General features: G+C 39.8%; 19 protein-coding genes. 11 read left to right on the top strand and 8 right to left on the bottom strand.

Annotated elements, in window-relative coordinates; translation table 11 throughout:
- Positions 1 to 48: 48 nt before the first annotated feature.
- Together H5123_RS11465 and H5123_RS11460 are read left to right on the top strand one after the other, a co-directional pair.
- Positions 49 to 1062 carry a DUF3549 family protein gene (locus H5123_RS11465; protein WP_182698042.1) on the top strand — a complete coding sequence of 338 codons (1014 nt, stop codon included), beginning with the start codon at positions 49 to 51 and terminating at the stop codon, positions 1060 to 1062.
- On the top strand, positions 1059 to 1445 hold the full coding sequence (locus tag H5123_RS11460) for a DUF3301 domain-containing protein (protein ID WP_124016976.1): 387 nt from the start codon (positions 1059 to 1061) through the stop codon (positions 1443 to 1445). The genes H5123_RS11465 and H5123_RS11460 overlap by 4 nt, the downstream gene beginning before the upstream one ends.
- 119 nt (positions 1446 to 1564) lie before the next feature.
- On the opposite strand, the gene H5123_RS11455 is transcribed toward H5123_RS11460, so the two are convergent.
- The gene (locus H5123_RS11455) at positions 1565 to 2272 is read right to left on the bottom strand and encodes a hypothetical protein (RefSeq protein WP_124016975.1); all 708 of its coding nucleotides are present in this window, start codon (positions 2270 to 2272) and stop codon (positions 1565 to 1567) included.
- 1411 nt (positions 2273 to 3683) lie between these two features.
- Here H5123_RS11455 and focA point away from each other — a divergent pair.
- Positions 3684 to 5264 carry a formate transporter FocA gene (focA, locus tag H5123_RS11450; RefSeq protein ID WP_182698041.1) on the top strand — a complete coding sequence of 527 codons (1581 nt, stop codon included), beginning with the start codon at positions 3684 to 3686 and terminating at the stop codon, positions 5262 to 5264.
- A 363-nt stretch (positions 5265 to 5627) separates the two neighbouring features.
- Here focA and H5123_RS11445 read toward each other — a convergent pair whose 3' ends face one another.
- The gene (locus tag H5123_RS11445) at positions 5628 to 6086 is read right to left on the bottom strand and encodes a LuxR C-terminal-related transcriptional regulator (protein ID WP_182698040.1); all 459 of its coding nucleotides are present in this window, start codon (positions 6084 to 6086) and stop codon (positions 5628 to 5630) included.
- A 332-nt stretch (positions 6087 to 6418) separates the two neighbouring features.
- Between H5123_RS11445 and H5123_RS11440 the strand changes: the two genes are divergently transcribed.
- On the top strand, positions 6419 to 7048 hold the full coding sequence (locus H5123_RS11440; protein WP_124016972.1) for a heme-binding beta-barrel domain-containing protein: 630 nt from the start codon (positions 6419 to 6421) through the stop codon (positions 7046 to 7048).
- Between the two features lie 530 nt (positions 7049 to 7578).
- Here the strand turns inward: H5123_RS11440 and msrA are convergent.
- The 3 genes from msrA to H5123_RS11425 all read right to left on the bottom strand — a co-directional run bounded on the left by msrA (position 7579) and on the right by H5123_RS11425 (position 10302).
- A complete protein-coding gene (msrA, locus tag H5123_RS11435) occupies positions 7579 to 8172 on the bottom strand; it encodes a peptide-methionine (S)-S-oxide reductase MsrA (protein ID WP_182698039.1) in 594 nt (197 codons plus the stop codon).
- A gap of 1114 nt (positions 8173 to 9286) precedes the next feature.
- Positions 9287 to 9604 (bottom strand): DUF962 domain-containing protein, encoded by a 318-nt coding sequence (locus H5123_RS11430; RefSeq protein WP_182698038.1) that lies wholly within the window; start codon positions 9602 to 9604, stop codon positions 9287 to 9289.
- Positions 9605 to 9672: 68 nt separating this feature from the next.
- On the bottom strand, positions 9673 to 10302 hold the full coding sequence (locus H5123_RS11425; RefSeq protein ID WP_182698037.1) for a GNAT family N-acetyltransferase: 630 nt from the start codon (positions 10300 to 10302) through the stop codon (positions 9673 to 9675).
- Positions 10303 to 10479: 177 nt separating this feature from the next.
- Here H5123_RS11425 and H5123_RS11420 point away from each other — a divergent pair, with 177 nt between their 5' ends.
- Positions 10480 to 10716, top strand: a complete 237-nt coding sequence (locus tag H5123_RS11420) for a DUF2789 domain-containing protein (RefSeq protein ID WP_124016968.1) — start codon at positions 10480 to 10482, stop codon at positions 10714 to 10716.
- A gap of 35 nt (positions 10717 to 10751) precedes the next feature.
- On the opposite strand, the gene H5123_RS11415 is transcribed toward H5123_RS11420, so the two are convergent.
- Positions 10752 to 11135 carry a DUF3192 domain-containing protein gene (locus tag H5123_RS11415; RefSeq protein WP_124016967.1) on the bottom strand — a complete coding sequence of 128 codons (384 nt, stop codon included), beginning with the start codon at positions 11133 to 11135 and terminating at the stop codon, positions 10752 to 10754.
- 159 nt (positions 11136 to 11294) lie between these two features.
- Between H5123_RS11415 and H5123_RS11410 the strand changes: the two genes are divergently transcribed.
- From H5123_RS11410 to H5123_RS11400, 3 genes are read left to right on the top strand one after another with little or no spacing between them, the layout of a single operon-like run.
- Complete coding sequence (locus tag H5123_RS11410; protein ID WP_182698036.1) at positions 11295 to 11660, top strand: hypothetical protein; 366 nt, start codon at positions 11295 to 11297, stop codon at positions 11658 to 11660.
- Positions 11661 to 12434, top strand: coding sequence for a Zn-ribbon-containing protein (locus tag H5123_RS11405; protein ID WP_124016965.1), 774 nt, complete (start codon positions 11661 to 11663; stop codon positions 12432 to 12434).
- 14 nt (positions 12435 to 12448) lie between these two features.
- Positions 12449 to 15142, top strand: coding sequence for a DEAD/DEAH box helicase (locus H5123_RS11400; RefSeq protein ID WP_182698035.1), 2694 nt, complete (start codon positions 12449 to 12451; stop codon positions 15140 to 15142).
- Positions 15143 to 15237: 95 nt separating this feature from the next.
- Here H5123_RS11400 and syd read toward each other — a convergent pair whose 3' ends face one another.
- Complete coding sequence (gene syd / locus H5123_RS11395) at positions 15238 to 15888, bottom strand: SecY-interacting protein (RefSeq protein WP_182698034.1); 651 nt, start codon at positions 15886 to 15888, stop codon at positions 15238 to 15240.
- A gap of 54 nt (positions 15889 to 15942) precedes the next feature.
- Here syd and queF point away from each other — a divergent pair, with 54 nt between their 5' ends.
- Together queF and H5123_RS11385 are read left to right on the top strand one after the other, a co-directional pair.
- Positions 15943 to 16800, top strand: a complete 858-nt coding sequence (queF, locus tag H5123_RS11390) for an NADPH-dependent 7-cyano-7-deazaguanine reductase QueF (protein WP_182698033.1) — start codon at positions 15943 to 15945, stop codon at positions 16798 to 16800.
- A gap of 383 nt (positions 16801 to 17183) precedes the next feature.
- Positions 17184 to 18707, top strand: a complete 1524-nt coding sequence (locus H5123_RS11385) for a S10 family peptidase (protein WP_182698032.1) — start codon at positions 17184 to 17186, stop codon at positions 18705 to 18707.
- Here the strand turns inward: H5123_RS11385 and H5123_RS20785 are convergent.
- Positions 18704 to 19564: a 4'-phosphopantetheinyl transferase superfamily protein gene (locus H5123_RS20785; protein ID WP_310736139.1), complete on the bottom strand. Its 861-nt coding sequence runs from the start codon at positions 19562 to 19564 to the stop codon at positions 18704 to 18706. The two genes, H5123_RS11385 and H5123_RS20785, sit on opposite strands and share 4 nt — an antisense overlap.
- Before the next feature lie 294 nt (positions 19565 to 19858).
- Here H5123_RS20785 and H5123_RS11375 point away from each other — a divergent pair, with 294 nt between their 5' ends.
- Complete coding sequence (locus H5123_RS11375; protein WP_165870115.1) at positions 19859 to 19996, top strand: hypothetical protein; 138 nt, start codon at positions 19859 to 19861, stop codon at positions 19994 to 19996.
- The last annotated feature ends 351 nt before the right edge of the window (positions 19997 to 20347 follow it).

Genomic DNA, 20347 nt, shown 5'->3' with positions numbered 1-20347 from the left:
TAGCGCATTGAATACCCATCCAACATATGTGATTTAGTGACAACACCCATGACCGAGATAACTACCCTAAGCCAGTTTCTGACGACCGCAAATACTCAATTCCAAATATACGATTTAGGTCGCCGAGTGCAACATATCGATATGTTAGCCTTTCAGCAAATTGACTCTTTATTGGCGCCGTATCCTTATCCCATTCAAGGCCATGCGCAGTTTGCAATCGTATTTTGGCAACAAGCACAATTACCCTATATCTGGTTTGTAAAATTACCTTTAGATGAGCAAGGTTTATTATCACCTGCGCCGCGAACTCAGTTTATTAAAATGATTTTAGAGGCCTTGGGTCGTAACCCAACCCAAGCATTAACTGATGAACAGCAAGAGCAATTAGCCAATCATCCATTTAGCTTTAAGCCAAATCAACATAAACTGGCATTATTTAATGCCTTAGTGAGGCTTCAGCTTAATCAACCGGCATCGAGTCAATACGAATTTGCCGCACAGTATTTGTCTGGGCAAGCAGCGCATGACACATGGCCACAACTGGGTGTTCAAGGTTTAGCAGATCTTTGCGTTCGCGCACACCAATTTAATCATCTTGATGACATAATCAACGCCCTTGATAATGCTCCTATTGAAGTAAAAGCTGCACTTTGCCAAAGTTTGGAGCACATTAATCTTGATAAGCGCCTTGCTGAACACTTGTTTAGTCAACTACAACAAGCTGAAGATCATCTAAAGGTCATGTATTTAGCGGCATTAGCGTCCAATGTGCACTACAGCATGGCAGCGATTAATCAGTTAAATGACCAGCAAGCTCTGGATGAAAACACCTTAATCACCATTGCGGCTCGTAACTGGTTAGCCCTAAAAGATGATGACACTCGTAAACACTATTTAGAAGCACTTGCAAAGCAGCCGCAGCACTTCTTTAATCAAGTATTTGCTGATATCGTGGCAATACCCAGCTTGCGTCCGGGATTATTAGCTGACTTAAGGCATCCAGACAGAAGCATTCAACTAGCGACCGCTATCGGCGGATTATTTAGGGCAACCAGCCTATGATGAGTGATTTTTTAATATTTGTTGCTTTAATTGTTGTTGGCGCTTTTTTTTGGCAATTAAGACAAATGGCCGAACTTAGCCGAACTGTCGTAGAGCAGTCGTGTAAAAAACAGAACGTACAATTGCTCGCCATTGCAATGGAATCGGCTCGTCCGAGTATTGGTGGCACGACAGGCATTTGTTGGAAAGCAACTTTTATGTTCGAATTTAGCACCGACGGTTTAAACCAATATCGTGGACACATCATGATGCATGGTAATCGTGCGACTAAGATTGAATGGCCTATTTTCCCGGAGCCAGAATGGATGGATGCCCCTATGGCCAGTGGTAAATTTGGCGGATGCGGCAGCAGTAAAAGTTGCGATTCAGGCAAATGCCATTAATGAGGTTAACTTGACGCTATTTTGCACTCTTGAGCAAAATAGCGTTTTATTGTTGTTCAATGCCCGAGAACTAAACATTACTGTTCATCTATTTGTTAATAGCATTGCTCTTACCTGCATTAAGCTTGAGGTTTGTTAATCATTTTATAATCGTGATAAGTCACCGTTTGGATACTATCAAGCGATTTAAAAATTGCCGCCGTTCCTTCGATGGTGGTTGATGTATGTTCTGGCATCGCTAAACCTTCGAACACAGCAAACCCTAATTCTAATTCAAATTTTGTCAAAGTGACTGAAAATGCCGGATTCAGATCATCGGTATTACTGATCAGAATTTTTTTCAGCTGTTTGGATGCTTTATCTAAATAAAGCATTCCAGTAAGAGCAGCATTATCAAGTTCTTCAATATTAGGAACAAATTTAAACGCTACACTCGTTTCATCTTCAGCCACCAAAACAAGTGTGGTTAAATCAATAAGATCAGAAAATGCTAACTCATGGCTGTTCTCATCTTTATCCTCTTTAAGATCTTGTTGATGTTGCTGATATTTGTCTGTGCGCTTTTTATCAGGTTTTTCACCATTTTCAGACACCAAGGTCCATCGCTGCATTTCAGGCTGTGACGCATCAAATCGTTCAACTCGTGTTAAGTCAGGCATAACAGTATGCTGAACATATTGCCAACGTACATTTGCATCATCTGTGTTATGGTTAATCTCACTTAATGCCTGCTCAACCCATTGCAACTCCTCAGGAGTCACCTCGGCATTAGCTTTGTAACACGTAAAAGCAATACTGATCACTAAAGCCAACGTAAACACATTCATACTATTCCCTCTTATACTAAACTCACATCAACTGTTTACAATTTGACAACATTACCAAGATAAGTTCCGATTATAGCGAAAAAAACACAAAAGAAAGGCCGCGACATTAACTGCCGCGGCCTCTTGATCTCTTGTTAAGCTTTCCAGCTATAAATGTGCTCCCTGCACCATCCATGCGTATCGCTTGCTTCCTGCTATGTCCTTGTTCAATCCTTGATGTTCCTTGTACAATTAAGTACTTTCCATCTTACTCGATTATCCTTTTACCGAGCCTGCTCCATCCTGAGCGTGTCCTTATATCATCCATGAAATTCTTAACATATCCTGTCGCAAATCATTTGCGTAGCATCTTGCATCCACTGCACATTATCGTCCTGATAATGTTATAAAACCTGCTTAATCCGCTAGTGCGTCCATTGAGCAAGCTTAGCGTTTCATCCTGAAACTTAATATCGTCCGTTATGTCCGTATAGTCATGGTCTTCCTAGACCTATTTACTACCTTGTAATGTCCCCTTCCTAGGTACGAGATAAATAATAGTTCATTTACCTCAACCTAAACAGGTACCTCTAAATGATTAAAATATCCCGCGAATAATGAAAAATAAACTTTATAACAAAATCATAAGCTTAGATTTAAAAAAGAAATATTCACCATTAATTAGGTGATTCATCTCACATGCTTTGTGAGATATATCTCACAAAAATGCAGGCTAAAAAGGTAAACACCAGGTTAACGTTTAACACTAATTAAACATTTATTCTGAGTAAATAGCACGAATACTCGCCACAACTCGCTTTTATGGTCATTTTACCCAAATAGCTTCATTTCAAGACTCGCAGATAATACCTGAATAGTTCTATACGTAAATGACCACATTGACACTGGCTGATGCCAATTTATGAGCAATATTAGCCAATCTCAATAGATAGGTTTTAAGCATGAGTGGATTAAAATCTAAATTTTAACATCCTATTTAGATTTTGCTTATATGGGCTGTTTGTATGTTGAACGGTGACAGTTTTACTACCTAAATAATCTTAAAGCCCAATGGCAACATTCTCGCTCCGAGTAAATTGATACTCACTATCAATTTTTATTTTTTGTGTATAGCAAGGCTTAAACGACCATACGGCCTGCTCCCCATAATGGCACAGCGTGTCATATGTGAAGGACAAAAAGCGGTTCTAATCAGCCTAAAACGGCTAAAAAAGTACGCTCATCAACGACAAGCAAGCTATCAATTTAATTGATAGCTTGCTTAAAAAAGTCTCAATATTATTTATGCGATTTATTGTGTAATTTAAATTTGCACTAACGACACAATAAACACATTCAAGGAGTTATCGATGTACATAGCATATTTAAGTCCACCTCGATTTGGAGTCCGTAACACATTACGGAAGACATCATGAGGGAGGATCACGCCCAAGAGGCGAACCCATACTTATTAACAGCCAAGCAAAAAAACCATTTCTGCGTGGTAGATGAACATATTGTAATCAGCCCTTTTGAAAAGGCTGCGGAATATGGACACGCTAAAGTCACTAAGCACTTTGGGCAGTCATTTGGTCTATCTGTATTTGCAGGCGCCTTCATTGCTCTGGCATTTGTATTTTATCTTACGGTAACGACTGGTTCATCAGCGGATTCATGGGGCTTAGTCAGATTTAGTGGTGGTATCGCTTTTAGCTTAGGACTCATTCTCGTAGTTGTTCTGGGTGGAGAACTGTTTACCAGCACGGTATTGAGTGCGATTGCTTGGGCACAAAAACGGGTCTCGACCAAACAATTACTGGGCTGTTGGACGCGCGTCTATTTAGGCAACCTATGTGGCGCGATGTTGATACTGCTACTGGTAATGATGTCAAAAATGTACGCAATGGACAGTAATCAATGGGGACTTAATGCACTGCATGTTTCACAACACAAGATCCACCATGATTGGAGCCAGGCTTTTGCTCTTGGGATACTGTGTAATTTGTTAGTTTGCCTAGGTGTGTGGATGACCTTTAGCTGCAAAGATGCTTTAGCTAAATCGTTACTGCTCATATTACCAGTTGCTATGTTCGTCTCCAGCGGTTTTGAACATAGCATTGCCAACTTATTCATGGTGCCACTGGGTATTGCCATTCAACACTTTGCTGGAAATGAATACTTCAGTGCATTGGGAGTAATGCGACAAACTTTTGCAGACCTTACCTTAAGTAACTTCCTATTTAACAACCTTATTCCGGTAACGCTGGGCAATATAGTCGGTGGTGCTGTGTTTGTGGGTCTTGGTTATTACTGGATAGATAATACCGCGATGAAAGTCCCTGGCGAAGCTGCATCACAACACATTAGCACCATCACAAAAACTCCGATGCAAATTTCAAAAAAGTACCAAGATTCAAGTATTGCTCAACAAACTCAATATCAACCAAGTCAAGAGGACTTAGCCATGAAAAATAAAATCCAAAAACTTATTGTCAGTGAACTAATGGACACTAAACCGACCACTCTTTCAGTTGATACAAGTATTTATCAAGCGCTTACCCTGCTAGCAAAAAATAATGTCCGCAGTGCACCTGTGATCGATAAAGATAATCAGCTATTAGGCTTTGTATCAGAGCAAGATCTTATGCGCTCACTTTGGTCTGAGGAGTTTGCATCTACATTGCCTATTTCAGTCAAAGATATTATGCAAACTAAAATGCTCACTGTCGCACCAACAGAGAAAATTGTTCAATTGCTAGAGTTTATGGTGGTTGATAAAAACAAACTATTCCCTGTGACAGATTCAGGTATGTACATTAGCGGTGGCTATCAGAGCTATGAAGAACGTCTGCGTGATGCATCTGCAACAGTACCAAGTACTTATCCAGTTGTTGAAAACGGTCGTTTATGTGGGGTTATTCGTCGTGAAACCTTCATGCAAATGTTCGCTAAGCTTTATAGTCCAGAGCACGATGGCATTACCCATCCGGTTGAACAGCAATCAGTAGCATAATCCCGAGGACACAATGCCGATGCAAATACTGATTTCATAGTCAACTCACAAACACTTTGCTTAAGTTGATATCACCAGGAACAAGTTAACAATATCGTTAACTTGTTCCTATATAAGATTGACTCTCTTGGTTTATGCGCAGGGTAATGCTGTCTATAACAGTGCGAAACAGTTTGTCAGCCGATTAAGCTTATTATTCATCAACAACATCGATAAACCATATTGATTGTCATTTATACAACCAAGGCTGACAAATTCATCACACTAGATTATTCACCAAAGTGAAGCTAGCGTTATATTTCTTTTCACATTCAAGTCCCATTAAACAAACATTCGTATTGAGAGCTTTTGAGATATAGAGCGTTACAACGAGCCTTCCATGAACCAAGCAATAAAGCTAACTTTACTCGTAGTCGCAGATTTTTTATATACACTCGTTAACTGATTGCGTACGGTTTTATCTGAAGCGTTTCTAAAATTAGCGATTTCCTTAGCGCTATATCCCTTGAGAGTAAACAAAGCAATGTCAGACTCGCTATCAGTTAACCCCCATCTAGAAAATTGTTTTACTATTTCCTCGCCAAAATGTCGCTTGGCACTTATCAATTCTTTCGATGCCTGCATTGAGTAAATGATCGCTTGATCACGCTCTTTGAGCAACTGTGCGTTTCTTCGTGTGGTCACTTTCGCATTCCATAGCAACATTAACAGTAAAGATAGCGAAAAAACAGAAACTGTAGCTTCTTGTAATATATGCAGTATATTAGCCCCTCGCCCCATATCGGCAAAAAAATCCGAAATACTGGTGATGATAACGATCAAAAAAACAGCATAGTTAGAAATTTTAACTTTCCAGCGTCAATCATCACATTTCGAATATAGTGCATCATTACTTCCCTAAAATTAGTTCCTTGTTAATTGTCTCACTCATTGCTTTGTTGGGTATGCGACATATGTCCTACGTACTGAAAATTAACCCTTATTTTTATACAGAAACAAAGCTCGGGACATTACGCCCATATAACAATGATTCAACCAGGCCTATCATCGGCGTTACCTGAGGTGATGATGACTTGAGTTCATCTGTGCATATTGACTCAAGCCTAACGGATCCCAATCGACACTTGCTGTTAATAATATAAATGGAAACATCGATGAAAAATCTTAACTATCTACCCGCAATCATTCTGACATCAATCGCCCTTTCATTATCTTTTACTGGGCAAGCTGTAGCTCAAAATGTTGATTTTGGTCCACTTCAGCCGTTAATTGGATCGTGGAAAACGGTTAGTCCCGGCGTTGACATCGCACCTGGAAGAACAGGGTCAAATGTTGGTGAAGGTGGCACAGCTGTAGAAGCTTTCTATGAAATAAGAACATATGAAGCCGCTGCCGACGCTGTTAATGCCAGTGATCAATCTCTAGTCGCTATCTATTACAAACTAGAGGTGTTTAGACAAAGAGACGATGCCAAATTTCATGATCAGCGTGGTTATATGATTTACGACCAAAAGAATCAAATGGTATATAACTCATACTGTGTGCCAAGAGCGGTATGTGTGATCGCAGAAGGAAAAGCAGGCAAAAAAATGACCCTGACAGCGCCAAGTAGAGGTATAGGTGAATCGACATATATGACCGAAAATGCGACGACCCAAGGATTCTCTATGACAATGGAAATTGGTGAAAAAACCCTGTCATACTCACAAACCACCAAACTCAATATCTACGGTAAAGATTTCTCACATACCGATGCTGCGACGTTAGAAAAAGTGAATGAGTAAGTTAATACGACTTCTCGCACTTAAATAAAACAATGGCAAAGAGTAGGTCATTGATTAGACGCTGCAGATAACAGCGTCCTTCTACTCAGATAACGAGAAGGCATCAGCAACGCATGGGTAGCATAAAGGGCATCAGTCATAAACTTGGTTTATTAACGGCTTAAATCAGCTGATGTCCGCCTATTACTCCAAACTATATTTTTTGATAGCGGAATTAAACAAATAAACAGAGCAGGTTATCGCCAAAATAAGCTAAACAATCATCGACCGCCGAACACAATAAAGCTCTTATCCTGATAAAGGAAACAGTTGCAAATGGGGTAAATCAACTTGTGACTAATGGTTATTGATTTTCAAATAATTAATCGTCTCAATAGCCACAGTCAAATAATCCACTTTATTTAATAGTTACAATTTTTACGGCATTAACATCAACCAATACCTACTAAAAATCGTTACTTTATTCTAAATATAAGCAGTGAATAGCTGATTCACTTTCAATCTCATATGTGCTTTGCCAAACAACCTGATTAATGTGTCGCTTTATCTCCCCAAATTTCCTCTAACCTTTGGTCACGACCGCAATTCCAGCGATAAGCATGGTAGCGAATAGGATTGTTCTTATAGTAATCTTGATGGTAACTTTCATCGCCTTTGATAGGGTAAAAAACACTCGATGCTAAAATTGGCGTAACCACTTTCTGGTTAGGAAATTGTTTTTCAATATCGCTTTTAGACTGTTCGGCAATTTGCCTTTCTTTATCATTTGCCACAAAAATTGCGCTTAAATAGCTAGTACCTTTGTCACAGAACTGCCCTCTTGCATCAAAGGGATCAATATTTACCCAGTAATAATCTAATAACTCTTTGTAGCTCACTTTATTAGGATCATAGGTTATCTGTACCGCTTCAAAATGACCTGCATGGTTACCGTTATAGGTGGGATCTTTTAAGCTTCCACCAGTAAACCCTGATATCACATCGCTAACACCATCAAGCTTTTCAAAATCGGACTCCATACACCAAAAACATCCTCCGGCTAAAATGGTCTTATCTGCAGTGGCGTTAGAAGCATAGGACAATAAGCTTGCTGCCAATATTGTTAGCATTAATGTACTTTTCATAACACCCTCCTTATTTTTCGAGATGATGGCCTGCTTGCATCAAACATATGTGCACTACGAAGTTAATAATGTGAAGGTTCACTATGGCAGAAAGCTGTCACTATTACATTGAGTTTGTTATTTATACAAAAGGTTATTGAGATAATCATCAGCATTTTTCAGAGTATCAACGACATGCTTGAACATGCCCTCGGGATAAATTGAGAGTATCAATATAGGCATTAGCAGATTCAGTACGATATTGGGTCAAATTGGAGAACATTAGGTATCACAAAGATGACGAGATAATCGTTCAAATAAGTGCTCAATTACATCACAGGATTATAAAAAAATCGCGAAAACTGAACGATATCGATAGGACTTATTATGAATATTGAGATTAGCGATTTAGATAAGCTAAAGCTAGCTAAGCTAGCACATCATCAACCCGGTCCGACCATAGAATTCCGCAGCGACTCAAATATGAGTTTTAGATGCAAAAAGGCACAACCTTAAGTTATAAGGTTGTGCCCGTTAACGCTTTTGTCAGCATCCTGCTGAATATTTGCTCCCTGCACACCATCCATGTAAACATGCTTCCTGCAGTCCTTTTCCCTGTTCTCATTTCCTTGTCTATTTGTGTAATACAAACAAACTCATGAGTGTCACTCCTTTGAACAGCCTATCCATTGGCTGAGCGGTAAATCTATTCAATCCGTTGAATCTATCCATGCTGCATCCTGCAGCCCTATCCTTGTTATCCTTGTGTCAACAGCATGACTGTTTTCACTCATCCTTGATTCGGCTATCCATTTGCCGAGCTTATGCTCAATCCGTGAGCGTGTCCTAATAACATCCATGATATTCTTAAGCATTAATTGTCTTATTTCTCATCCTAAGAAAACCAACAAATAACTCGCTTTCGATAACTACATTCTAATCAAAACCAGCTCGATGAAAAGTCACTCAACATCATTGAAATAGATGCTTAACATACCGACACTCAAGAAAAAACATGTAATACTATGATTTTTATATATTAAATATAATTAATAACGTTAAACGCTGACAACTTTAGATAAGATCCCTTACATGCTTGTAGGATATGGCTTACAAAAGCATGAGCAGGTTATTACTATCGGATTGATTTTCGCCACAGGCGCATTATCATCTGCCCAAACATGACCCAATCAGCCCACAAACTATAAAGCGGATAAGTGAATGTAGCAGGCCTATTTTTTTCAAATAGAAAATGCCCTAACCATGCAAAGCCATAACCCACAACGGGCAGCCACAATAATTGCCACCAATGCTGATTAAACAAGGTATTCACAATAATAACCAAAATAATGCCACTGCCAATATAATGCAGCCTTCGACAAATAGGGTTTTGATGTTGCGACAGATAAAATGGGTAAAATTCTGTAAATGAAGAGTAACGTTTAGGTTCCACTATTCACTCCTTAATTGATAATCCGCAAATGATATGGCCGATGAGTATTCAATTATTTTTCGCTGGCGTTACACTTTACTGTAAAACAGAATTTCACCTTCTATATTACCGATGCTAACGTTAGCAATACTGCTAAACCCTTGTGTTACCAAAGCCCGATGATGTGATGGATTACTAACAAACACGCCGACTCCATCGAGATCAGGTTGTTCATCACACCAACTCAATACCGCTTGAATTAACTTAGCCCCATAACCTTTTTGCTGCTCATTTGGTGATATAGCAATAAATTGTAAAACACCACACTTTTGAGAAGGCAGATGTTCAAGAATGCAGGTTTCTTTTTGCATTAATCCTTGGGTCGATTTCCATCCGGTACCCAGCATCATTTTGAAACGCCAGTGCCAATATCGTCCCTCACCCAGAGGAATGAGATCAGAAATGACACACGCAATTCCGATTAAACGCTCACCATCAAATAAACCGATTAAAGCTTGTTCTTGTTGCCATAACTCATTTAACTCTTCACGAATGGCTGCCCGAAGCTTTTGCTCATATTGTTGTTCATCATCTTGAGCAAGCACGTCAATAAAATAGGGGTCATCATGATATGCGTTGTAGAGAATGGAAGCTGCGACTCTCAGGTCTTCTGCGGTCAAATACACAGCACGAATAGTTTCCAAGGTGTGATTGTCCATTTTGATTCCTTGTTATTGACTCTCTAAACTCAATCTAACTTAACAAGTTTGAAACATTCTACAAGTTTTGTTTACGCATTTAGCCTGTTCGCAGTTGTCATTGCCAGTTGTTTGCTATTTACCTCATCAACACTGATACTGAATTTGTTTACCACACCATTACAAGGAATCCTTTAAATGGACACTACATCAAATGATCTTAGCCATTTATTTATGCAACTAGGTTTACCGCATGATCAAGTGGGTATCGATGACTTTGTTATGCAAAATAAGCTTGCTAAGCATACGTTAATAACCGATGCAGATTGCTGGAATCCAGGCCAAAAAGCATTTTTAAAAGAGGCTTTACGAGAAGACGCCCAATGGTCAGAAGTGATTGACCAATTGGACGTAATGATGCGCGCTGAAATGTAATTAATTTTTGACCTTATAACAGCGCCATTATCTCATCAGATTTGTTTGTAGGCGGTGTTACCCCAACCGACTAAAACATCATCACGAAACACAATGGGCGTGCATTCATCTTTGGTTGTTTTACCATCGCCTTGCGCCCATTGCGTTCGGTAAAACATCACCTTGATAGACTGTTCCCCTTGGTTTTCAGTCGGCTTAATATAAGCTTCGCTGAAATCGGCGGTGCCCATTAGAGTTATCACTTGATCACTCGTCATCCCCATAGACAGTTTGCTCAACAGTTCACGATTCTTATCTTGTTGAACTTGCCAATAGTCAGCACTTTTAGCCGATTCATGATCACCGACACTGATAACACAACCACTTAGCCCTACTGATGTGGCGATAATTAATCCTGCTGTGATAAGTTTTAATTTCATGTTGCATCCTTTTTGTTAAAATAAAATCCGCATTGTATTTACAGTTCCTTTAAGCCAGAATCGTGCCAAAAATTAAAACGCTGATTTATATATCTTTATTTTTATATTTAATGAGAATTAGTTAATCTCACACCACCGAATTAAGGAATTTAACCAACAATGAGTCCAATTGAGCAAGTACTTGCCGCGGCTAAATCGATTGCTAACAATGGAAATACTCCCTGTTTGGCACTGATTAAAAGCCGTTTAGGAAATAGCATCCCAATGCCTACCCTAATCCAAGGTTTACAACAGTTTAAGGCGTTGCCAAAATCCGAGTGGCAACACATACCAGAATTAGCCGATATTGCCGCTGTGGCTGACCAACCTGCAGATAATAATGTGGATCTTACCAATGTTATTCAGCAGGTCATGAGTCTGCAACAACACGTCACACTGCTCACTAAGCGAGTCGAACAGCTAGAAAATCAATTACAAGACAATGCCATTCAAAGCAATATCATTATTAATAAGGCAGACCAATAGATGTTTGTTACTGAACTGCGCTTTGAATGTTTTGCCGACACAACAATTGATACCGTAGAAAAAGCCATCAACGCTTTTCTTGAAGCCCTAAGGGCGAATGGACAAATTTTAGGCAGGGAGTTTGCCGTCGCTTTTAATGATGGTGAATTTAGAGTTCGCCTGTTGTTACCCGAAAAAACCAGCCTGGCAAATCGTTATCATAGCCCGTGGGTAAAGGTAACTTTAGCCGGATTAACCGCGGCCAAACTATTGGCTCCTAGAGAAAAGTTCATCGGCCAAGACATTAACTCTGAAGTTAGCAGCACAGAGACACCATCATGGCAGGTGTTGTATACCAGTTATGTTCATATGTGCTCACCGCTACGTAATGGCGATAATCTCTTGCCTATCCCCCTGTATCAATTACCTGCGACCTTCAATGGCGATCATAAACGCATTATAAAATGGCAAACAGAATGGCAAGCATGTGATGAGCTACAAATGGCGGCTGCCACTAAAGCTGAATTTGCCGCATTAGATGAAATCACTCGGGTAGACAGCGACCTGTTTAGACGAGGTTGGGATTTACGTGGCAGAATAGAGTTTTTAACGCAAATACCAACTTACTATTATCTGTATCGTGTCGGTGGTGAGTCGTTAGAAAGCGAATTGAACCGAGCTTGCCCACGTTGTGGTTCACATCATTGGAAACTTGAACAGCCTTTGTTAGACATGTTTCACTTTCGCTGCGAGCCATGCCGCATAGTGTCTAATATATCTTGGGACCATCAGTAAATGGAATTACTTCATTGAGTTACAAACAAATTATTTCTTATTACCGAGATTGCTACAAGGAAGATAGTGCCTCCATTAATCTTTGGAACGTCAATAAACTTAAACAAGAAGACCGTTTAATTCTTCAAGGTAAAGATGAACTAGGCACAGGTTTTTTACCTCGGCTACCTATCCCCGAAGAATTTGCCGCCCCAATGTTAAAACGGGTAGCAATGTATCAAAGAGAAAGAGTATTACTGTATGCACGGTTCTTGTTTGTCGGCAAAGTCACCATAAAAGGCGAGCTTAAAACGGTGGTATCGCCTTTGCTCTTTAGCGAAGCCACCATTGAGCAGGATAATGGTAATTGCTATTTTTCTACCCAAGCCGATGAAACTGAAATCAATGAAGCTTTACTGCAACAATTACTCCCAGAAGATAATGCGCTAGCAGAATCGCTTTTTACTGAAGATACTCGATCCGCATCATTTTGGACCTCATATTTTAGTAATAATCATATTGAAATAAGCTCGCTTGAATTACTCCAATATCCGAAGCTTGCTCAATACAGTGACATCAAAAAAGCGCTGACAAAAAAGATCCCCAGCATATTACCCATTTCCATGTTAATTTTTGTTGAAAGATCAAAAAGTAGCCGCGGCGTACTTCACGAATTAGACACTATCATCAATGCTAATCAGCTATCAGCCCCTATCGGTAAGCTCTTTAACCATACAATGGCAAAGTCTAACAAGGATTCCAAACCTGCGAAGCTCAAGTACGACTTTTTGCCTGGACTATTATCTGGCCCACAAAAGAAAGTCATCGCTATCGCCGCTAACAACAGTCTAGGTTGTGTGTCTGGCCCACCCGGCACAGGTAAAAGCTATACTATTGCTGCCGTTGCAGCGGAACATATGGCTCGCGGAGAGTCGGTGTTAATTGTGGCCAATAATGAAGTGGCCCTTGATGTTATTGCAGACAAATTGGCGAGTAACTTTACCTTAGGCGATGTTTCAATTAAGGCCGGACAAAAAGCCTTTTTAAAGCAGCTAAAAGACTATACCGCTGATTTGTTAGCCGGTTACTTTGCAGATGACTTGGACAACAGCCCCAAAGCAAATGAACAAGAAATTAACCAGCTAAATCTATTGCTAGGTAAATTAGAACATCGTTTTATGGCTTTCAGCCAAAAAGCCATCAGCCGAGGCTTGCGGTTGCACCAACTTGAGTTACAACAATCGAAGTGGTTAAAACGCGCTTATCTGTTTTTTATTCAAGGATCAATAAACCAATGGCATCATCAATGGCATGCATTAGATACCATTAACAAACGCACCATTGAACGTGAAACACTTGCTTCTGACTATCTCAATGCACTTAAAAAAAACAACTTAAAAACATTAGTCAGCCAACACCGAAAGTCTCTTCAAGCATTTAACCAAGCAATACGCAGTCGAACCTCCAGTAAACAACTCGCCCAGTTTGCGAAGATTGAATATGCCAAGTTATTTGCTGCATTTCCCATCTGGTTGGTGAGCTTAAATAGCCTGCACAAAGTATTACCGCTTAACAGTGAAATGTTTGACTTAGTGATTATTGATGAAGCCACGCAATGCAATATTAGCAGCTGTTTACCGGCCTTATATCGTGCAAAACGAGCACTGATTGTTGGCGATACCAAACAATTAAAACACTATTCATTTTTAGCTAGAGCTAAGCAGAATCAATTATTAAGCAAAAACAACGTGCCTGAAAACAACCAGAGCGCCATCAGTTATCGAGATAATTCTATCTTAGATTTAGCCCTAAAAACCTTAAACACCGATAAAGAGCTGGCCTTTCTAGATGAACATTTTAGAAGTAAACCTGAACTCATCCATTTTAGTAATCAGTCTTTTTATCATTCAAGATTAAAAGTCATGCAACACCGACCTTGTAATAGCTCAGGCCATTTGCACCTTCATCGACTAGAGGGGATCCGCGACACATCCGGCGTAAATCATCAAGAAGCACAATGCATCCTAGCTGATATTCAAACTCAAATAACAACCGACAATAACACTGGCATAGCCCACAGTATCGGAGTCATCTCACCTTTCAGCGCTCAAGCAGAACAGATTGCCGCACTGATTGAACAGCATATTCCTCAAGCCGATATCATTAAACACAGTATTCGCGCTGCTACGCCGTTTGGTTTTCAAGGTGAAGAACGAGATATTATGTTGATTTCGTTTGCAATTGATAATAACAGTAAACATGCAGCAGCCTACCTAAACAAGGCCGATGTATTTAATGTCACCATTACCAGAGCACGCCAAAAACAGTCGTTATACCTATCAATTGATGACTCACAATTGCCAGAAAATAATCTACTGCGGCGCTATATAGCATCAATGACCACTTTTCATGCCGAGCATAGCGTCACCTCAGAAATAGACGCATTTCAACAACAAATCATTGCAGCATTACAAGAGCAACAAATAGAAACATGGCCGGGTTATGCCATTGTTGGCACAGAAATAGATATTTTATGTCGTTATGCTAACAAGTACCTTGCCATCGATCTTATTGGCTTTCCTGGACCATGGGCTAATTTTTTCGAACTGACAACCTACAGGTTATTTGAAAGAGCAGGAGTTGAAATATTGCCATTAAGCTATGGTCTGTGGGTTGTCGATAAGCAAGCATGTATTGATAAAATAAAGTCTACGCTGTTATTACCATGATAAGAAAAGCTAAGCGGGGATGATTTATAGGATTAACCACTGTGGATGCATTAAGTATTGAAACACTCAAAAGAGCATTTCAATACTGCTGATGGTTATTTTTTACGTAAAAAATGTTGTCCCATGGTTTTGATCCGCAGCCAGATCCCAGGATGCTCAGCAACAATCTCAGCTTCTTCTATGGGCTTAACTGGTGGGGTTATTAACGGAGAGAGTTGCTGCAGAAATTCTGTTAATGATGGTGCAATCTGAGTAGTTTGTTTTTCGCCTGGTATTTCTATCCATACGCTGCCATCATCATTGTTTACGGTTAGCATTTCGTCACCATCACCTAACACGCCGATAAACCAAGTTGCTGGTTGTTTAAGCTTTTGCTTCATGATCAAATGACCAATTACATTTTGTTGCAAATTTTCAAAGTCAGCTTGATTCCACGCTTGGATTAATTCACCTTCGCCAAACGATGCAGTAAACGCCAATGGCGCTGAAAAATATTGCCCATAAAATGCATGAATATCTTGGTGTAACTGAATATTTAATGCATGCTCTACATTACTAAAGTCGCCTGTATCATCCCGTTTAACAGGTTGCCAGAATACGATTTTATCGTTATTCGCATCAAATGCACCTTGAATACATACCGAATCCTCGCCCAAAGGATAATAGCGCGGAAATTCAGATAGGGTATCTTGATAAGAATTAAGATATTTTTTAATGAAGCAATCTAATGCAGATGAACAAGACACTTAAGCCACTCGTAGTTTATAATAAAACCATATTTTGACACGGAAACCGATTAGATGACACACAATCACGACCCTTATAGTGACGCTGCAGCATTAAAAGGCCTAACATTAGGCCGTGCAACTGCTTATCAAGCTGAGTATGACGCGTCACTGCTGCAAGGGGTTCCTCGTAAACTTAACCGAGATGCTATTGAATTAAGCGGTGAACTGCCTTTTCATGGTACCGATATTTGGACAGGGTATGAATTGTCTTGGCTTAATGCCAAAGGCAAGCCTATTGTTGCTATTTTGGAAGTTCAGTTAGATATCAACAGTGTCAATTTGATTGAATCTAAGTCTTTTAAACTGTACTTGAATAGTTTTAACCAAACTAAATTTGACAGTGTAGAAGACGTACAAGAAACCTTAAGCCGTGACCTAAGCACTTGCGCCCAAGGTGAGCTAAGCGTAAAAGTCATTGAGCCTAAGTTTTTTAATCTTGAACGTATCATTGATTTACCAGGTAGCTGTATTGATGAGCTAGACATTGAAGTTAATGAGTACGCCTTTAACCCAGATCATTTATTAGACAGCACAGACGCAGATAAGAATGTCGCTGAGACACTAAATTCTAATCTATTAAAGTCTAATTGTTTAATCACCTCACAGCCTGATTGGGGCAGCGTGATGATCCGTTATCAAGGCCCTAAAATTGACCGTGAAAAACTGCTGCGCTACTTAATTTCTTTCCGTCAGCATAATGAATTTCATGAACAATGCGTTGAACGTATCTTTGTCGACTTAAAGAAATATTGCCAATGCACTAAGCTAACCGTATATGCACGCTATACCCGCCGTGGCGGCTTAGACATCAACCCTTATCGCAGTGATTTTGAAAATCCACCAGAGTCGAACCGTCTAGCAAGACAGTAATTGCTTTTGAACTGACTGCAAAAAAGCCTTTATCTTTGATGAAGGCTTTTTTAATTAATCTACCGATCTTTTTAAGCCATACGATCATTCCTCGCCATTCTCAGTGAGGTGTTAATACTTGCACTAGGTTCTTTTTAATAACACTTTTCGAGCAGTACTCAATGTTATTAAGCCTAGGTTTAAATGAATATAAGGCCTAAATCGATCGGTATATCATGAGCATAATACCTTCTACACACATTGATAATACACATCACAGACATCACTTAATATGGCACAAACTTTTACAATATAGCCTTGTTGTTCGCAACACATTTGAACAATCGCTATGCTAATCTGCAGTCTACTCGACCACAAATGACTAACATAACCAGAGAGTTCTTATGCTCAAATCACTTTTACATACAGGTTTAATCGTGCTTTTTTTACAAAGCGCCTGCATCTCATCAAACGCTTTTGCTAACGATATCAGACAAATACCCATTGATGAAAAAGTAGTGACCGAGCATAAGGCGAAGATCAATGGTAAAACCATCCCCTATAAAGCCACGACAGGAACTCAACCCGTATGGGATGAAGAAGGTCATCCGACCGCGACCTTGTTTTACACTTATTACCAACGTACTGACGTTAAAGACGACGCTAAAAGACCGTTAATTATTTCATTTAATGGTGGCCCAGGATCTGCCTCGGTGTGGATGCACATTGCCTATACTGGACCTAGAGTATTAAATGTGGATGACGAAGGTTACCCACTACAACCTTATGGCGTCAAAAATAACGACAGCTCAATACTGGATATTGCCGATATCGTTTACGTTAATCCTGTTAACACCGGTTACTCAAGAGTATTGCCAAATGATGAAGGCAAAATGCCTTCAAAAGATGAGCAACAAAAAATGTTTTTTGGAGTAAAAGCCGATATAAAATACTTAGCAGAATGGGTCACCACATTTGTGTCTAGAAATGAACGCTGGCGCTCACCTAAGTATTTAATTGGTGAAAGTTATGGTACTGCAAGGGTTTCCGGTTTAGCCCTTGAACTGCAGAACAATCAATGGATGTATCCTAATGGGGTTATCTTAGTCTCACCTACAGATCTTGGTATTGAGCGAAATGGTCCTGTAAAGGCAGCTAATCGCTTACCCTATTTTGCCGCTGCAGCTTGGTACCACAAAGCACTTGATACTGATTTACAGCAACAAGATTTAACACCGATTTTAGCTGAGGTAGAGCAATTTACCTTAAATCAATATCTACCAGCACTCGCCAAAGGCAGTTTTATTGATCCAGATGAAAAGCTGCGGATTGCCCAACAAGTTGCTCATTATTCAGGGCTTAGCCTAACGGATGTACTGCAAAGTAATTTAGATATCGACACTGATTACTTTTGGAAATCCTTATTGCGTGACCGCAAGCAAACCATAGGCCGTTTAGACTCACGCTATATTGGTATCGATGAAAAAGTCGTTGGCGCAAGTCCTGACTATAATGCGGAGCTTACCTCTTGGCTTCACAGTTTTACTCCAGCAATTAATGATTACCTGCGTACCGAACTGAACTATAAAACTGATATAAAATACAATATGTTCGGACCAGTTCATCCGTGGGATAGAAGTGGTAATAAAACCGGTGAAAATTTACGCTTGGCAATGGCGCAAAACCCATACCTCAATGTGATGATCCAATCCGGTTATTATGATGGTGCAACTAATTATTTTGATGCTAAATACACCATGTGGCAGCTTGACCGCAGTGGCTTAATGAAAGATAGGTTATCATTTAAAGGCTATCGCAGTGGCCACATGATGTATCTTCGTCACGATGACTTAAAGCAATCAAATCAAGATTTGCGCCAATTTATTAACTCCACATTACCAACAGAACAACAAGCGGCAAAATACTAGTCGTGTGAAGAAGGTATTAATTGCGCCAACGAAATTATCGACATCGTTGGCGCTTTTATCTGCAGCAAAGACTGAGATTGCATATCACCAATACACACGCTGAAGCGGTAATATGGGCTTAATCGGCCAAAGTAAAACTGCCATTGCGGCTCGTGATAATCGAGCGCTGAAAAATGGATATAATCACTGGCTGCGATAGTAGGATATTGTTCATTAACAGCTTCAAACACGCTATTAGCAGCGAATGTAAACCCAAAAGAGGTTAACGACTGCGCCAGCCCTTTGCCTGTTGCTTTAATAAAGGCCTCTTTCAACGCCCATAAATCAAAAAAACGCTGGCGCTGTAACTCAAGCGGCAATGCCATCAAATCTTCTATTTCAACAGCAGAAAAGTAGTGATTCAAAATAGCTTCTATTTTGGTACTACTGCGTTCACGCTCAATATCAACACCAAATGACAAGGCTGTTTCAGCGGCATATGCTTGCTTATTACTGACAATGCCGATCATTAGCCAATCGCCGCTATGGCTCAAATTAAAATGCAGCCCAGTTTGAACCAATAAGTCTTCGCTAAGCGCCGGTTTACCTTTAGCACCATAGCTAAAACGCCACTCAAAAGGTTTTAGATCACTATGAAGTGACATAATAGCCCGAAGCGCTAAACGCACTTGTAAACCAGTATTGCGCGCCGATTCACTTCTGTAACGACTAACCTTAGCAACCTCGTCATCGGTTAACCAATTTAAGGCTAAACCAGCCTCGTAATCTGCAGCACAAAGCGCGCCATCCAGTGGCACAAAATAAATATGTGGCTGAAAAAGCGGCTGAGATGAGTTTATAGAAAATGTAACAGACATTAAAACAAACAAGGCTCTATTAAACGTTAATACCGTTAAATTACCTCAATAAGCTCGATCCAGCGAGGAATTTGTCAAACTCCCTATATCACGGCGGGTACAAGTCAGTATAGTTAACCTGATAATCGTTATGTTAACTTTTACTGTTGATGATTAGTGCTAATTCATCAACAATCATCACGACCACAACATCGAAAGCTTGAACATTTATACGCATAGTCAGCCTAGTCATTATATTATTGTTATCGTTATTCAGCTCAAACGCTGCATTTGCCCAATGGCACCATCAGCAAAGTGGCGATTAAATCAAGCGAACTCAATAACCCCAAGTTAGAGCGTCAATTAACCTTAGTATTGCGTTCAATCAACTTCCCTGCCGAAAGTGTCGCTGTAATGACCACCATCTGGGCCATTGATTTCTTTCCAAGTTAATTGGCTTTAAAAACCGATGAAATTGTTCCCAAGCCGGTAATGAGACAGCTCGTTAGCGGCTTTTTACTCAAATAATATACCGTTTAATTGACGGCTAAATAATTGCCATAATAACGCGGTTTCAGGGCAATTACAGCGACGATGTAAGCATTGAAACATAGCATTAATAGTCGTTTTTACCGCTCAGATCTTGTTTTTAGTCTCGGGTGATTGTATCGGAGTGAAACCTCAGGTAATCTGCTTTGTGCTAAAAAAAGCATAAATGGATATTTGGACTCATTTTTTAGCTTATTTAAGTATGAATTAAGTAAGTATGGGTAAGTTTAAATGCGCTAAAGTCCCAATAGATTA

The sequence above is a fragment of the Shewanella sp. SR43-4 genome (assembly GCF_014163845.1).
Lineage (GTDB): Bacteria > Pseudomonadota > Gammaproteobacteria > Enterobacterales > Shewanellaceae > Shewanella > Shewanella vesiculosa.
The sequence above is the reverse complement of the archived record's forward strand: the minus strand, read 5'-3'. Positions and strand labels throughout refer to the sequence as shown.

What these genes read in the sequence shown, in the direction of transcription:
- H5123_RS11460 (WP_124016976.1), top strand. Translation starts at nt 1,059, where the DNA reads ATGATGAGTGATTTTTTAATATTTGTTGCTTTAATTGTTGTTGGCGCT.
- H5123_RS11410 (WP_182698036.1), top strand. Translation starts at nt 11,295, where the DNA reads ATGAGTCCAATTGAGCAAGTACTTGCCGCGGCTAAATCGATTGCTAAC.
- H5123_RS20785 (WP_310736139.1), bottom strand. Translation starts at nt 19,564, where the DNA reads ATGTCTGTTACATTTTCTATAAACTCATCTCAGCCGCTTTTTCAGCCA.
- H5123_RS11440 (WP_124016972.1), top strand. Translation starts at nt 6,419, where the DNA reads ATGAAAAATCTTAACTATCTACCCGCAATCATTCTGACATCAATCGCC.
- H5123_RS11405 (WP_124016965.1), top strand. Translation starts at nt 11,661, where the DNA reads ATGTTTGTTACTGAACTGCGCTTTGAATGTTTTGCCGACACAACAATT.
- focA (WP_182698041.1), top strand. Translation starts at nt 3,684, where the DNA reads ATGAGGGAGGATCACGCCCAAGAGGCGAACCCATACTTATTAACAGCC.
- H5123_RS11385 (WP_182698032.1), top strand. Translation starts at nt 17,184, where the DNA reads ATGCTCAAATCACTTTTACATACAGGTTTAATCGTGCTTTTTTTACAA.
- H5123_RS11420 (WP_124016968.1), top strand. Translation starts at nt 10,480, where the DNA reads ATGGACACTACATCAAATGATCTTAGCCATTTATTTATGCAACTAGGT.
- queF (WP_182698033.1), top strand. Translation starts at nt 15,943, where the DNA reads ATGACACACAATCACGACCCTTATAGTGACGCTGCAGCATTAAAAGGC.
- H5123_RS11455 (WP_124016975.1), bottom strand. Translation starts at nt 2,272, where the DNA reads ATGAATGTGTTTACGTTGGCTTTAGTGATCAGTATTGCTTTTACGTGT.
- msrA (WP_182698039.1), bottom strand. Translation starts at nt 8,172, where the DNA reads ATGAAAAGTACATTAATGCTAACAATATTGGCAGCAAGCTTATTGTCC.
- H5123_RS11415 (WP_124016967.1), bottom strand. Translation starts at nt 11,135, where the DNA reads ATGAAATTAAAACTTATCACAGCAGGATTAATTATCGCCACATCAGTA.
- H5123_RS11425 (WP_182698037.1), bottom strand. Translation starts at nt 10,302, where the DNA reads ATGGACAATCACACCTTGGAAACTATTCGTGCTGTGTATTTGACCGCA.
- H5123_RS11465 (WP_182698042.1), top strand. Translation starts at nt 49, where the DNA reads ATGACCGAGATAACTACCCTAAGCCAGTTTCTGACGACCGCAAATACT.